Below are 14,519 nucleotides of genomic sequence, written 5' to 3' on the forward strand. Positions count from 1 at the left end.
ATGTGTGGAATTGAAAGAATTAGAAAAATACCGGGATTGGAGTGGGGCTGGTGTAACTTGGTACCTCGTGCTTCTAATTTCGTGCTTAGTAAAGGGGTACTAAGTACAACGTACCAGGTACCAAGTACTCCCAGCATCAGTGGTCGGTTTGTAGCCATTTTGCCCGGCTGAGGCAATCTGTAGTCTCTATTCTCGTCGCCCTCCCTCGAGCTTCGCTCTTCGGATGGGGTGTGTTGGGATGAGGGTTTCATTTTCGTACGAAGGGGGTACCAAGGACAACATACCAAGTACCGAGTACACCGCAGGACAAGGTGGCGCTTTTTGGAGTAGATTGAAGGCTTTTCGGTTATTTACCGTCCCTGCTTTCGTCGCCCTCCCTCCGAGCTTCGCTCCTTAGATGGGGTGTGTTGGGATGACGATTGGTTCCGTAAAACCTTCCAGGTCTCGTGAAAATGATAGACATGGAAGGTTTTTTTCACGCACTACTAAACTGGGAAGTAAGAAATAATGAATGTCGAATGATGCTTGCCGTGGAGGGAATAAGGAAATAAAATCAGACTTTGCGCCCGTTGCGCCTTTCCTTTGCGCCGATGCGTAAAATGGACCGTGAAGAGGTATATCCAAAAATACCCCAAAAGGGGGATGCGTAAGGGGGATAGAATGGGTAAATTTATATCATGATAAAGGAGATAAAAGATATGCACAGCGTGTGGCAGTCGCTTATCAAGGATGATAGGCAAGTCACCACCCTTCCATCCATGAATTTTGATGAACTCATCAGCTCCATTTTTTCACTGGGTCCCTTTTATTTCTATATTCTGGACTTCTATGATATGTCCGTCTCCAATTTTAGCAACGGCTTTGAAGAAGCCCACGGTATTGATCCCAAGGATGTCAAGCACATCAACCAGGTGCTTGCCCTCACCCATCCCGATGACATGGACTTTGTGGTCAAGGCCGAGGATAGGGCTTCCAAGTTCATTTATGAGACCATTGGATCCGAACACATAAAATCCTATAAGGTGTCCTATAACTTCAGGTTCAAGACCAAAAAGGGCTCCTACGAAATGTTCAACCACCAGTCTTTGATTCTTTCGGTAGACGAAAAGGGGAATCTGGGCAAGTCGCTGAACATCCATACCAACATCCACCACCTTGGTCGCAAAAACAACTACAAGCTTTCCCTTCTTGGACTGGATGGGGCGCCTTCTTACATGAACCTTGACGTGCTGGGCGGTACTGATGAAAATGAATGCAGCAAAAGCTTCCTGCTGTTCTCCTCACGTGAGATGGAGGTAATCAAACTGGTGGCAGCAGGCCTGCAAAGCCTCCATATCGCCGACAAGCTCAACATCTCCCCCGAGACCGTCAAAAGCCACCGTAAGAATATTCTAAGTAAATCCGGATGTAAAAACTTTAAGGAGCTGGTATCGCAGGGGGTGAAAGAGGGATGGCTGTGAGTTGGGAAGTTCGAAGGGGGTGGGTATACTAAGTACCAGGTTGTTTCGTCTTCCGTCTCCGGTCTTCCATCTTTTAATTTTACAATAAAGTTTTGTTAAATTGATCAAAATCTTTTTTATTGCAGGTAAACAATACTTTTTACCTAATGAAAAAAGGTTTGGATTTAATGCACAAGGTGTGGGAGAAGCAGCTAATAGACAAAAGAAGCCCCATTAACCTGCCAAATTTTGATCTGAAGGAGGTCTTCAGTCCCGTTTTTGCCTCAGGGCCCAATTATTATTACCTAGTGGATTTCTCTGATTTCAGCATTACCACCATGAGCCAGGGCTTTGAGGAAGCCCATAGGTTCAGCCCCGATTTCATTGAGAAGATTGACGATGTACTCGAACTAATCCATCCTGATGATGTGGAGTTTGTATCCAAGGCCGAGGACAAGGCCTTTAGACTGATCCGTGAGAAAATAGGGGTAGAGAAAATCAAATCTTATAAATTCAGCTACAACCTCCGCTTCAAAGTAGGCAATGGAGGGTACGAGCTGTTTAACCACCAGTCCTTGGTCTTGTCAACGGATGAAAACCACAATTTTATCAATGCCATAAACATCCATACCAACATCAACCATCTGGTGTGTGAAAACAGCAAGACGCTCTCCGTTTTGGGCATTCAGGGGGAGCCCTCCTTTATCAATTTGCCGGTGGATAACCGTACAGATCTACCCACACTGTTTGATAAAAACCTCTTCAGCAAAAGAGAAAAGGAAATCATTGAACTCATAGCCGAGGGCCATGACAGCACCGGAATAGCTGAGAAACTGTTCATCTCCCGGGAAACGGTCAAATCGCATAGGAAGAATATTCTGAAGAAATCCGAATGCAAGAATTTCAATGCCTTTTTGCTCAAGGGGCATGTGGAGGGGTGGATTTGATGGGGGAAGGGGTACTAAGTACAAAGAGTACCAGGTACAAAGCACTCACAGCATCAGCAGTCGGATTGTAGCCATTTTGCCCGGCTGAGGCAATCTGTCGTCTCTATTCTCGTAGCCCTCCCTCGAGCTTCGCTCTTCGGATGGGGTGTGTGGGGATGAGGGTTTTATCGTGCATATATACTTCATTCATCATTCATCATTTGATTTCGTGACTGTCCTGATATTTTACTTCGTCTTGCAGTCTTCCCAGGTCCAACGGGGCGTAGCTGTCTCTTTTCTCGGAGTAGGTCTCGTTGAGGACTCTTATGTAGCTGTCCAGTTCATTAGCCGTGGCGGTGACATGCTGGCAGATGGCTTTGATCGAGTCGTCCTGTATGCTTTCCTTGTCCACCATGGTGGTGAGGCCCATAAGGTTGGCTACCGGTTTCCTTAAGACATGCGAGATGTCAAAAATGATTTTTTCCAAGGTGGCCACGTAGGCCTTCTTCTCGGAGATGTCCTGAAAAGTGCCGTACCACACCACGTTGCCGTTTTCCAGACGCTCCGGTTTGGCATATACCCAGTGCCAGGTTTCCCGGTCCTGGTAGTGGGAGGCGGTGATGCGGTATTCCATGTCCATCATGGTTAGTTCTTGGAAGGATTTGATTATTCCTGCCTGCAGCATGGGCACATCGTCCAAGTGAACGACTTCAAAAGCCTTCATGGCATCTTTATGCAGGTCTTCGATATCCAGGTCCGGGTGAATTACCGTGATGCCTTTGCTGATGAAGGGAAACCACATTTTGCCTTCGGGAGTCATCTCCAACTGAAAGATGATCCCCGGAAAAGTGTCTGTTAGTTGAAGGATCTGGGCGTTGATCCTTTTGAGTTTCTCGTATTGGTGCTTGATGGTACGTTTGTATTCGATAAACCTCATGGCTTTTTTAGCCAGGATCTTCAAACCTTCAATTTGCTTTTTGCTTAGGATCCTTTCCATTTTATCTATCACACAAAGGGCCCCTATGCCGTGACCGTCCTCTGTACGCAAGGGCACTCCCGCATAAAACCGGATATGGGGATCGCTGGTTACCAGTTTATTTTCCCGGAAATTCATGTGATTGAGGGGATTATGCACTATGTAGACCTCCTCACCGCTGTCAATGGCGTGTCTGCAAAAAGACTGTTCAATAGGAGTGGAGACCAGGTCGGTTCCCACTTTGCTCTTAAACCACTGTTCGTCTTTGTCTACCAATGAAATAAGCGATACGGGCGTGTCGCAAATCAAAGATGCCAGTTGTGTGATTTCGTCCAGTTCCTGCTCGGGGGGTGTGTTGAGCAATCTAAATTTCTGTAAGGCCTCTATTCTCGCCTTCTCCCTACTTGTCATCTTGTAAGCTTTACTTTTCTGGCCTTAAATAGCGAAAACATTTTTAGTTATGCAAGTTTTTCGTCATTCGTTCACTTCGTGCCTCGTACTTCTAACTTCGTACTTACAGCGGGTTTTAAGTACAAAGTACCAGGTACCAAGTACTCCCAGCATCAGCAGTCGGTTTGTAGCCATTTTGCTCGGCTGAGGCAATCTGTCGTTTCTATTCTCGTCGCCCCCCCCTCCGAGCTTCGCTCTTCGGATGGGGTGTGTTGCCGGCGGGCAAGCATTATTCCTCATTCATCATTCTTCATTTGATTTTTCTGTGTCCCTTTTGCTTCCGCAAAAAGCTCAGCTATACCAAAAAAGAAAAGCAGCAGGATCCCCGCTGCCATTCCCAAACTATAACAACCTTATGCAAATCCATCTTTGCATTTCGGAGGCAAAGTTAGGGAGCGAAGGGCAACTGTTATAAGAATTTTATATGAGTGGGGAAGGGCTGATTTTCAATGGCTTGTGCTTGGTGCTAATATTTATTACACCTTCTCTGTAGATAAATTCAATTATTTATTAACCTTTTTGTGACAAAATAGTATATAATTGTAATTTTTAGATTAAAAAATGGATGATATGAATAGTCAATACGGTAACATTAGGAGAAAACTGGAGCAGCTGGAGGAGCAATTGGAGCTGGGGCAAGTGGATGGTCTGGAGGAAAGAGTAGAGGCAGTGTTGGTGAAGCTTAAGAGACTGGGAGGTAAACTGAATGATTTGAGTTCCATGGAATATTTTGGCTTGAGGTCGAGGATTCAGGACCTGTTGGATGAAGCAAAGTCTGACGGCGGTTCCCTTTTGGACCGGATGTATCCTTTTGGGGAAGAGGAAGATTTCAATGGAGAGCCTATGGCAGTTGGTTTTTAGTGCCGCTAAACAAACTTTTAAGCCCTTTTCAGGGTAAAGTAGAAATTGCTGCCGTTACCGTATTTGGAGTCCACTTGGATCTTGCCGGAATGGATTTCCATGACGCGGCGGCAGATGGCCAGACCTATGCCGCTGCCCTCGATGTTGTCGCTGGCGATACGGACGAGGAAATCAAAGATTTTCTTCTGATGCTTCTTTTCGATGCCACGGCCATTGTCAATGACGCATATTTTGACCGCCTCACCCATGGGCTCGGCTTTGATGTGGATCACAGGCACGGCATTGGATCTGAATGTCAGGCTATTGTGAATAAGGTGGAATAATAACAACTGCAATTGTTTTTTGCACCCAGTTACAAGGGGCATTCTGCCTAGGCGGAAAGTAGCGTCACTGTAATTGGGGTTCTTTTTAAAATCCTCCACTATTTTTCTGCTTATTTCATTCAGGTTGACTTTGGAAAAGGTGGGGTGGGGATCCAAGTGGAAATAATCGGAAAGATCTCCCATAGTTCGGGTAGCCGAGTAGCTTATGTTTCTTAATGCATGAAAAATATGTCGGCCCTCATGGAGGATCAAGGCCTTTTCATGCAGGACGTCAATGTTGTATTCCAATTGTTTGACCTTAGTGTTTACGCCCAAAGCCTCATGAAACAGGGCTTTCTCGTAATCTGATACCATACTTTTGCATCGATCGTAATATTCCTGAATCTTGTCATGCTCTTTTTGTAAATCATTTTTTGAGGCGTTGGATTCAGTATGGTTTTGCAGGGTAAGGATATATTGGTGTGGGCGGTCTTCGTCCTCCTGACGGATCATCCGGCCATGGATCAGGCATTCCAGTTTGATGTCATTTACCGTCAAGTCCACAAATATCTTCTGAATGCTGCCCAAGGAATCCAACAGGGGGAAGTATTGCTTTTTAAGAAATGAGGCAGTGTGCGGGTTGGCCATCTCATCGATGGGTCTTCCTTCCAGTTCGGATTTGTTAAGTCCCGTCCATTCTGCAAATGTATCGTTGAGTGAGGTTATCCTCCTGTTTTGGTCGAGGAGAATGTACCCGCAGGGGGCCATTTCGTATAGCAATTTGTAGTCTAGGGAATTATCCTGAGTTGCCATAAAAATTCCATTTTAGGTGGTCAATTTTACCTCTAGCTATCATCATGCCATTACTTTGTGAGAAGGATATATCGGAGAAAGTAGCAGTGGGTTAAGTGGGGTTCTGTTAAACTATCTCAAATTATCCGGAAATAATGTGGAATATTTTTGCCATAAATAAAATAAATTTAACTTTGGGCATAATTTATTGGCTTATAACGTGCAAGCGTGTAGACATCGATTTTTATGACAGATGTATTAAAAAGGAATAATGTAAAAAGGTTTGGCCAGGGTCAGCAGGCCATAGTGTTTTCGCATGGTTACGGCTGTGATCAAAACATGTGGAGGTTTGTGGCTCCGGCCTTTGAAAATGATTATCAAGTGGTCCTGTTTGATCATGTGGGGTCTGGACAGTCCGATCAATCCCAATATGACTATCAGAAATATGGTTCATTGGAAGGGTATGCCGAAGATGTGATAGATCTTCTGGAAGAGTTGCAGCTTAAGGAGGTCATTTTTGTGGCCCATTCGGTAAGTTCCATGATCGGTGCCTTGGCAGCTGCCGAGAGGCCCGATTTGTTTGAGAAACTAATCATGATAGGGCCCTCTCCTTGTTACATTAATGACGAGGCGTATTTTGGGGGTTTTTCCAAGAGTGATATTGATGAGCTGGTGCAGACCCTGGAAAACAATTACATGGGCTGGTCAAGCTTTATCACACCGGTGATTGTGGGCAACCCTGAGCAACCGCAGCTTTCGGAAGAACTCAATAGCAGCTTTTGCAGTATGGACCCAGATATAGCCAAGCATTTTGCTAGGGTGACTTTCTTGGGTGACAATAGGGAGGATTTAAAAAATGTACTGGTGCCCACATTGGTGGTGCAAACCCATCCAGATGCAATTGCGCCCCTGGAAGTGGGGCGTTATGTTGAAAAGAATCTTCCGAAAGGGGAATTGATTCAGTTAGATGCTTCGGGACACTGCCCGCACCTGACGGCACCGGAGCTTACTATTGAAGCCATCAAAAATTACCTGGGTTGAATAATAATGCTAAAATAGAGGATATGGTTAATTTTTTCCAAAATGCACCTTGTGGGCTGCTTACCATTTGGACAGATGGAAGAATAATTGAAGCCAATCAAACGCTGTTGAACTGGCTAGGGTATGACCGTTCAGATGTAGTGTCGGTCAAAAGTTTTCAGGATTTTCTCAACATAGGGGGAAGAATGTTTTTTGAAACGCATCTGCTGCCTCTTTTGCAAATGAAAGGGGAAGTGGCTGAAATTAATATGGAGTTGAAAGGTAATGGCTCCAAGACCCTTCCATCTCTTCTGAATTTAAAAAAAATGATGTCTCAGGAATTGGCTTCACCGGTTTTTTGCATTTCGGTTACCAATGTTAAGCAGAGGATCCTGTACGAACAGGAGCTGCTTTCTGCCAAGAAAAAAGCAGAAATAGAGGCGAAAAAACTAGGGGAACTAAATAAAGAGCTGGACAGATTTGCCAATTCCGCTTCAGACACTCTCCTAAATCCAGTCAGTGCAATTACGGATATGTTGTCTATTCTGAAAATTAAAAACCTACTGAAGCCCAACATGCAGGCTGATGAGATTTTTTCGGTAATGAAAGACAATTCTGACCGGATGAGGCAAATGCTGCTAGATTTTAAGGAATATTTATCTATAATTGATAAAGGTCCAAATTCCGAGACCGTCGATCTGAATGAAGTATTCGACCTGGCTTTAAAAGAGGCGACTGGAAAAAATCAAAGTAAAATCTCTTTATTCAAAGATGACCTCCCCAAAGTCAATGGAGTAAAATCCCAGCTTCAAATCCTATTCAAACATTTGATCTCCAATGCTATCATATACCGTTCTTATGCCGTTCCAGTGATTTCAGTTTCCTTTGAAGAGAAAGGCGATTATTATGTCATTAAGATCAAGGACAACGGGATGGGGATCGAACAGGAAGATTACCTTGTGATATTTGATTTTATGCACCGGCTGCATGCTTATAAGGATATTCCAGGAACCGGCATAGGTCTGGCTACCAGTAAAAGGGTAGTCGATAATCACGATGGCAAAATCTGGGTCAACTCAGCAGTGGGCAATGGCAGTACCTTTTGTTTTACTTTGCCGAAAAGTTAGAGGGGTTTAGGGGTTATTCATATGTTCCAGCTGGTATGATTTTTGCTTCAGAATTTAGTTGTGTACGCCTAGCCCAATCCTGGTTTACACTAGCTACTATCCTAAAATGTTGAGGGATAGTTTTTTAAACTTAAACAAAAGTCTGTAGAGGTTTTTTTGATCAGTTGAACTTTTTAAATAAAAAATGATTTTTAAACAGGTTTGTGGGTGGAAACCCTTAAAATTTACGGCTATAATTGGCTGTTTTCCATAAAATTTAGAGTGCTTTAACAAAATTAAATTATATTTGAGCACTCAAAACCTTGCACAAGTATGAATTTCATAAAGAATCTGTCAATTAAGACCAAGTTGATGCTGATTGCCATGATCCCGATCTTGGCGCTTTTTTATTTTTTGGTGATTCATTTGCAGACACAGTTCCAAACCAGGGCCAACATTCAGCAGGTTCAGGAAGATGTGTTGAGGACAGCCAAAATGTCGGACCTGATTCATGAGTTGCAGGCAGAACGTCTGTACTCCTTGGAATACATCCTCGGCGATAAGGCACAGATGGGATCTCGCTTGGCAACCGAGCAGAGAAAGACAGATGCTGCACTTGAAACCTTTTTGCAGGAAGTGTCACTTACAGAGGAAGAAAGAGCCGGGGAGGCTGAATTCCACAAAATAATGGCTGGCTTGAGGGCATATGTGCAATCTCCTGGGGCTGAACTCGATTCGGTACAGGCCCAGTTTGCTTTTATCAACAAGGCTTTGGTAGATGTGGCTCATGAAACCGTGTTGACTACTCAGAACTCGGAGGTAAGAAGGTTATTAAATGGCCACATCAGCTTGATGTATGCCAAAGAGTTTTTTGGGCAGGCGAGAAATGAGCTGAACCAAAATATTAGAAGGGGAGGCTTCAATGGGCCGGATTACAGTAACTATTCAGCCGCGGTTGGAAAGTACCAAGTAAAACTGGAAAGTTTCATGCGGGCCAGCTCACCTGAAGTAATAGGTTATTACAATACGCAGGCAGAGGTAAACCCCCAAATAAATAGAACACTAGAACTAATGCAGGCCGCTACGGCTGACTATACTCTAGATAATTTTGGTATTACCGCACAAGAATGGATGCAAAATGCCACAGGGTATCTCAATCTGCTAAAAGGGGTTGAGGACCGATCCAACGCAGCGATTAGAAATTTGGCCCAGGCCCAACTGGAAGCGGTAAATACCACTATTTATACATCTTTTGCCATAGTTCTCATATTTTTGGCCCTTATAGCATTTTTTGTAAACTATATTATTAACAATCTTACCTCCGCATTTCAGCGGATACAGGCTGCGGCCAACAGGATCGCGGAGGGTGACTTGGAGCTTAAACTCGACATTGATTCCAAGGATGAAATAGGAAGTCTCAGCCAGTCATTTAATGAGATGGTAAATGTGACCAGGGACTACGTGTACTCGGCTGAAAATATTGGAAAGGGCAATTATAACATCCAAATCCCCGTAAGAAGCGAGAAGGACAAGCTGGGAATTGCCTTGAATAGAATGAAGGATGACCTCAAGCACCTCTCTTTGGATAATGAAAATCGAACTTGGCTGCTTACCGGTAATTCTGAATTGAATAATTCCATCAGGGGGGATAGGGACCTGCGTGAGCTTGCCCAGAATATCATCAGCTTCCTGGCTGAATACCTGGAGGCCCAGATCGGCGCCATCTACCTCAATGAAAACGGGGCGCTTCACCTCTATGGAAGCTATGCCTTCAACAACCGTAAAGGCAATACCAATGTAATCGAATTTGGAGAGGGACTGGTAGGCCAGGCGGCCTTGGAGGAAAAAACGATAGTTTTCTCCAACATTCCTAAGGATTATCTTCCTATCACATCCGGTTTGGGTACTAAAGAACCTAATCATATAATAGTTTTCCCGTTTATCTATAATGGAGAACTCAAAGGGGTGGTCGAATTGGGTACTGCCGATGAATTTACTGATCTGGAAAGAGAGTTACTGGAATTGATGGGTGAGAACATCGCCATCGCCTTCCATACCAACCAGTCTAGAACCCAGACCAAAGAACTTCTAGAAGAAACCCAGCGACAAGCCGAAGAGCTTGAAGCCCAGCAGGAGGAACTCCGCCAAACCAATGAGGAGCTCCATACCAAGACTTCCATGCTTGAGCAGTCTGAGGTTGAGCTTAGAGCCCAGCAGATTGAGCTCCAGCAGACCAACGAGGAACTTGAAGAAAAAGCCACCTTACTGACTGATCAAAAGGGTAGACTGGAGAAAGCCAAGATTGAGCTGGAGACCAAAGCCAAGGAGCTTGAAATGAACAGCAAGTACAAGTCTGAGTTCCTGGCCAACATGTCGCATGAATTGAGAACCCCGCTGAACAGTATCCTGATTTTGGCTGAACTTCTTGCCGACAACCGTGCCAAGACGCTGTCAGACAAAGATGTGGAGTTTGCCAAAAACATCCACAGCTCTGGAAATGACCTGTTGAACTTAATTAATGAGATACTGGATCTTTCTAAAGTGGAATCCGGTAAAATTGAACTGGAAGCAGAACAGGTGGAGCTGGATGAACTGATTAAGAAAATTTACAAACAATTTAGAGAGCTTTCTGTCAAGAAGAATATAGAGTTTGCTGTCAATTACGAGGATGATGATGTGAAGCAACCTATTGTTACGGATAAGTTGAGGCTGGAGCAGATCCTCCGCAACTTGCTTTCCAACGCCTTCAAATTTACCCCTTCGGAAGGACAGGTGACTTTTGATGTTGAAATCGTGAGGTCAAATGGAAACTTCGGCAGCAAGAAGCTGAATCAGGATCCAAAAGTCCTGGTGTTTAGAGTGACGGATACCGGAATCGGGATTCCAAAAGATAAGCAGGGAGTGATATTTGAAGCCTTCCAGCAGGTGGATGGCTCTACTAAGCGGGAGTTTGGGGGCACTGGCCTGGGATTATCCATCAGCCGAGAAATCGCTACCAAATTGGGTGGGGAAATCCAACTGGAAAGTGAAGAAGGAAAGGGCAGTGTTTTCACCCTGTACCTACCGTTGGATAGTGGATTTATCATCGAAGATTATACTTCCCCGGTAGAGGATCTGGATGATTTACTCGAAGAGGCCAGTATCCAGAAGCCAGTGGAAGACCCCACTGCCGGAGTGGTGGTGGAGATTGAGGATGATAGGCACAAGATCAAGGCTACGGATAAGATTGTCTTGATCGTGGAGGATGACCTGTCGTTTGCCAATGTGTTGCTCAAATTTGTAAGGGAGAAAGGCTATAAGGGTATCATCGCCCACCAAGGAGATGTTGGGTTGAGTCTTGCACGACACTACCAGCCGGATGCCATGTTGCTGGATGTGAAACTTCCGGTGATGGATGGTACGGAGGTGCTGAGAAAGATGAAGACCGATCCGCATTTGCGCCATATTCCTGTCCAGGTAATTTCTGGCTATGACAAGCGTAAGGAAGGGTTTGAATTGGGGGCATTTGACTTCCTTCAGAAGCCTCTTTCACAGAAAGATCTGACCGCATCATTTGGAAGAGTAGAGGAGTTTATAAAGAAAAAGCTCAAGAAACTTTTGATCATAGAAGATAACGTGCAGCACAATAATGCCATTCAGGAATTGATTGGAAATGGGGATGTGCGTTCCTTCCCTGCCTTCAGTGGCAGAGAGGCTGAAGATATGCTCAACAGTGACAATTTTGACTGTATTATCCTAGATCTTGGATTGCCGGATATGACGGGCATCGAGCTAATGGAACGCATCAAGGCCAATGAAAAAATCAGAAAAACACCAATCATAGTCTATACCGCCAAGGACCTAAGCAAAGAAGAAGCCTTGAAACTTAATGTGCTGGCTGATACTGTCGTATTGAAAACCGTGGATAGCCATGACCGCCTGTTGGATGAAACCAGCTTGTTCCTGCATAGGGTAGAGTCCAAACTGCCGGCAGAGAAGCAGCAGATCATCCGTAAGCTGCATAGGACCGATGAGGTACTTAAAGGCAAGAAAATCCTTATTGTGGATGATGATAGCCGTAACATTTTCTCGCTAACCAATGCTCTGGAAGCGGAGGGTCTGGTGTGCATCACAGCGGAGAATGGTAAGGTAGCCGTGGATACCATCCAAAAAGAATCCGAGATAGACCTGGTGTTGATGGATGTGATGATGCCTGAAATGGATGGCTATGAAGCTACCCAGACCATCAGGAAAATGTCGCAGTTTGACCACATTCCAATTATAGCCCTTACGGCAAAAGCCATGAAAGGTGATCGTGAAAAGTGCTTAGCATCTGGAATGTCTGACTATGTGTCCAAGCCAGTGAATATCAATCAATTGATCTCTTTATTGAGAGTTTGGATGTATAAATAATAAACAACTGATATTATATCCTGTTTTAGAAATGTGCGTATTATTACAAATCTGTGCATGATCTTTGAAACTAAATGAACACCTGAAAAACATCCTTTCAGGTGTTTTTATATAAAACCTTTAAACTGCTGCATTATTCACTCATTTATTGAAAATGAAATCGAGATCCACCGCCTCTTCGAGGATCTCAATTCCGCATACGGCTTCGACTTTACGGAGTATGCGAAGAGTTCTGCTATGCGGAGGGTTATGTATTTTATGGAAATCCATAAGATCCCCACTATTTCTGATTTGACCAGGATATTGCTCCGCAATGAGCATGTGTTTGCCAGCTTTGTCCAAGAGTTTACCGTCAACGTCACCGAGATGTTCCGTGATCCGGAATTTTATCAGGCCTTGCGGCAAACGGTAGTTAAAAAGCTATCGAGCTACCCTGTTATCAAGATTTGGATTGCAGGCTGCTCCACGGGGGAGGAGGCCTATTCCACGGCAATCTTACTCGAAGAGGAGGGGCTGCTGAACAGGTCCATCATTTATGCAACGGATCTGAATCCAAGGGTGGTGTTTTTGGCTAAAAAAGGGGTGTACAGTCAAGAGCTCATGGAGCTTTATGGCAAAAATTACAATGAGGCAGGTGGGAAAAAATCACTATCGGATTACTATACGGCGGATTACGGTTCAGTTATATTCGACAGCAGGCTGAAAAAACACATGGTGTTCTCTGTCCATAATCTTGCTGCCGACACTTCTTTCAATGAATTTCAGCTCATCCTATGCCGCAATGTGTTGATCTATTTCAACCAAAGCTTACAAAATAGGGTGTTTAACCTTTTCCATGACAGTCTCTGTACTTTTGGCTACCTAGGTCTGGGAAGCAAGGAATCCATGCTTTTCTCCGACAAACGCCATGATTTTGTGGAAGTGGATAGAAATAGGAAGATTTTCAAGAGGAAGTATTAATTTATTGTACTAGGTACTAAGTTGTACTGCTGCAGTACTTTATGTGGTTACTTAGTACTTTGTACCTAGTACTTAATACCCGATAATGTCTCCCTAAATTCTATTGTTCTTCACAAAAGCCCTGAAAACCGTCAAAGCCGGATGCTGTTCTTTTTCCCCTAGAAAATTATAAAAATCCACATCTCCGGTCGACTTAAACCCCGTCAACTCCCTTGCTTCATCAGGGGAAATTGAATGGTAGCCCATTGACCAGTCTGGGAAAAGCCGTTCTTCCAGATCCCCTTCCTTCAATCGGATAATACCCCTATGCCTGGGGTCCTGACCGATAGTTTTGTACAAGGGCATCACCTTCTCTTTTTCTCCTTCCAAAATCTGGATTATGCTCCCATCCATGTAAATGAGCAGCCCTGTAATTCCCTTTTTTTGGTTGTTTTCCCTGCTCTTCACCAGAATCTCTTGCAGCTGCTCCTCGGTTAATTTATGGACGGATGAACTCAAATAGACGATATAGTGCATTTGGTTGTAGGTATGGGTCATTTGATTGCGTAAAGTTTAAAAGTTTTAGTTGAAAAAGCAAATGGCTAGGGCACCACGAATTCACGGCGAAGGCCATTGGCTGCGTCAATGATTGGATTACTGTTAAACTTATCCGCAAAGCAGGGACCTGCCTTTGTCGGCAGACAGGCTCTGTGCAACTCAGTGCTAAACCCTGTGGGACCCTGCCTGCCCCAGCTAATCACTTTGGCAGTCAGGCAGGTCTGTGTCCCTTTTCTTTCCGAGAACTTGTCCTGTCTTCGGTCTTCCGTCTCCTCCCAAAAACTGGTACACTTTTTATGCTTAATTAATTGCATCCTCATTTTGGTATGCCTAATTTTGTAACATGCAAATGAAAGATCCAAAAACGGTTACGGTCTTCTTGACCAGATTGCTGGCAGTGTTCCTGCTGGTACTTTCTTTTGCTGACCATGAGGATAGGATTTTTATAGGCAAGGATTATCAATCCGCAGCCGTGGAAGCGCTGGAGTTTGATGACATCGACTTTCCTACCTCCGTATCCAGAAGTGATTCCCAACCCTATTCCAAAGTAGAAAGGGCTGTAATCCTTCCATTGGCCTTGATTTTTAACCTGGAAATAACAAAGGAAATCCCCAAGGTCTCCTTCCCCATACAGCATATAGGTATTCATTTGCCACTACAGGTCCTTCTGGACCGCATTGCCTGCCCCAACGCGCCCTAAGTGCCCTATTGTTTTCTTAACTAACTGACCATATCCTATGGTGGTCTAACTTGTACTG

Annotated in this window: 13 protein-coding genes; 8 read left to right on the forward strand and 5 right to left on the reverse strand. The window is 44.4% G+C overall.

Annotated elements, in window-relative coordinates; all coding sequences use genetic code 11:
* Positions 1-677: 677 nt before the first annotated feature.
* Together KI659_RS07610 and KI659_RS07615 are read left to right on the forward strand one after the other, a co-directional pair.
* Positions 678-1,460 (forward strand): LuxR C-terminal-related transcriptional regulator, encoded by a 783-nt coding sequence (locus KI659_RS07610; RefSeq protein WP_246535329.1) that lies wholly within the window; start codon positions 678-680, stop codon positions 1,458-1,460.
* Between the two features lie 146 nt (positions 1,461-1,606).
* Complete coding sequence (locus KI659_RS07615) at positions 1,607-2,386, forward strand: LuxR C-terminal-related transcriptional regulator (protein ID WP_213944756.1); 780 nt, start codon at positions 1,607-1,609, stop codon at positions 2,384-2,386.
* 45 nt (positions 2,387-2,431) lie between these two features.
* On the opposite strand, the gene KI659_RS07620 is transcribed toward KI659_RS07615, so the two are convergent.
* A complete protein-coding gene (locus KI659_RS07620) occupies positions 2,432-2,572 on the reverse strand; it encodes a hypothetical protein (protein WP_213944757.1) in 141 nt (46 codons plus the stop codon).
* A gap of 10 nt (positions 2,573-2,582) precedes the next feature.
* Positions 2,583-3,752: a GAF domain-containing protein gene (locus KI659_RS07625; RefSeq protein ID WP_213944758.1), complete on the reverse strand. Its 1,170-nt coding sequence runs from the start codon at positions 3,750-3,752 to the stop codon at positions 2,583-2,585.
* Positions 3,753-4,361: 609 nt separating this feature from the next.
* Between KI659_RS07625 and KI659_RS07630 the strand changes: the two genes are divergently transcribed.
* Positions 4,362-4,652 carry a hypothetical protein gene (locus tag KI659_RS07630; RefSeq protein ID WP_213944759.1) on the forward strand — a complete coding sequence of 97 codons (291 nt, stop codon included), beginning with the start codon at positions 4,362-4,364 and terminating at the stop codon, positions 4,650-4,652.
* 17 nt (positions 4,653-4,669) lie between these two features.
* Here the strand turns inward: KI659_RS07630 and KI659_RS07635 are convergent, their stop codons facing one another.
* Complete coding sequence (locus tag KI659_RS07635) at positions 4,670-5,767, reverse strand: ATP-binding protein (protein ID WP_213944760.1); 1,098 nt, start codon at positions 5,765-5,767, stop codon at positions 4,670-4,672.
* A gap of 225 nt (positions 5,768-5,992) precedes the next feature.
* Between KI659_RS07635 and KI659_RS07640 the strand changes: the two genes are divergently transcribed.
* The 4 genes from KI659_RS07640 (at position 5,993) to KI659_RS07655 (ending at position 13,224) form a co-directional block, all read left to right on the forward strand.
* On the forward strand, positions 5,993-6,787 hold the full coding sequence (locus KI659_RS07640; protein WP_213944761.1) for an alpha/beta fold hydrolase: 795 nt from the start codon (positions 5,993-5,995) through the stop codon (positions 6,785-6,787).
* 23 nt (positions 6,788-6,810) lie between these two features.
* On the forward strand, positions 6,811-7,893 hold the full coding sequence (locus KI659_RS07645) for an ATP-binding protein (protein WP_213944762.1): 1,083 nt from the start codon (positions 6,811-6,813) through the stop codon (positions 7,891-7,893).
* A 312-nt stretch (positions 7,894-8,205) separates the two neighbouring features.
* Complete coding sequence (locus KI659_RS07650; RefSeq protein ID WP_213944763.1) at positions 8,206-12,264, forward strand: response regulator; 4,059 nt, start codon at positions 8,206-8,208, stop codon at positions 12,262-12,264.
* A gap of 165 nt (positions 12,265-12,429) precedes the next feature.
* Positions 12,430-13,224, forward strand: coding sequence for a CheR family methyltransferase (locus KI659_RS07655; RefSeq protein WP_317195946.1), 795 nt, complete (start codon positions 12,430-12,432; stop codon positions 13,222-13,224).
* Positions 13,225-13,317: 93 nt separating this feature from the next.
* Here the strand turns inward: KI659_RS07655 and KI659_RS07660 are convergent, their stop codons facing one another.
* Both KI659_RS07660 and KI659_RS07665 read right to left on the reverse strand, forming a co-directional pair.
* Positions 13,318-13,761: a BLUF domain-containing protein gene (locus tag KI659_RS07660; RefSeq protein WP_213944764.1), complete on the reverse strand. Its 444-nt coding sequence runs from the start codon at positions 13,759-13,761 to the stop codon at positions 13,318-13,320.
* Between the two features lie 44 nt (positions 13,762-13,805).
* The gene (locus KI659_RS07665) at positions 13,806-14,075 is read right to left on the reverse strand and encodes a hypothetical protein (protein ID WP_213944765.1); all 270 of its coding nucleotides are present in this window, start codon (positions 14,073-14,075) and stop codon (positions 13,806-13,808) included.
* A 35-nt stretch (positions 14,076-14,110) separates the two neighbouring features.
* Here KI659_RS07665 and KI659_RS07670 point away from each other — a divergent pair, with 35 nt between their 5' ends.
* Positions 14,111-14,461, forward strand: a complete 351-nt coding sequence (locus KI659_RS07670; protein ID WP_213944766.1) for a hypothetical protein — start codon at positions 14,111-14,113, stop codon at positions 14,459-14,461.
* Positions 14,462-14,519: the final 58 nt, after the last annotated feature.

This window comes from Litoribacter ruber, assembly GCF_018449405.1.
GTDB classification, from domain to species: Bacteria; Bacteroidota; Bacteroidia; order Cytophagales; family Cyclobacteriaceae; genus Litoribacter; species Litoribacter ruber.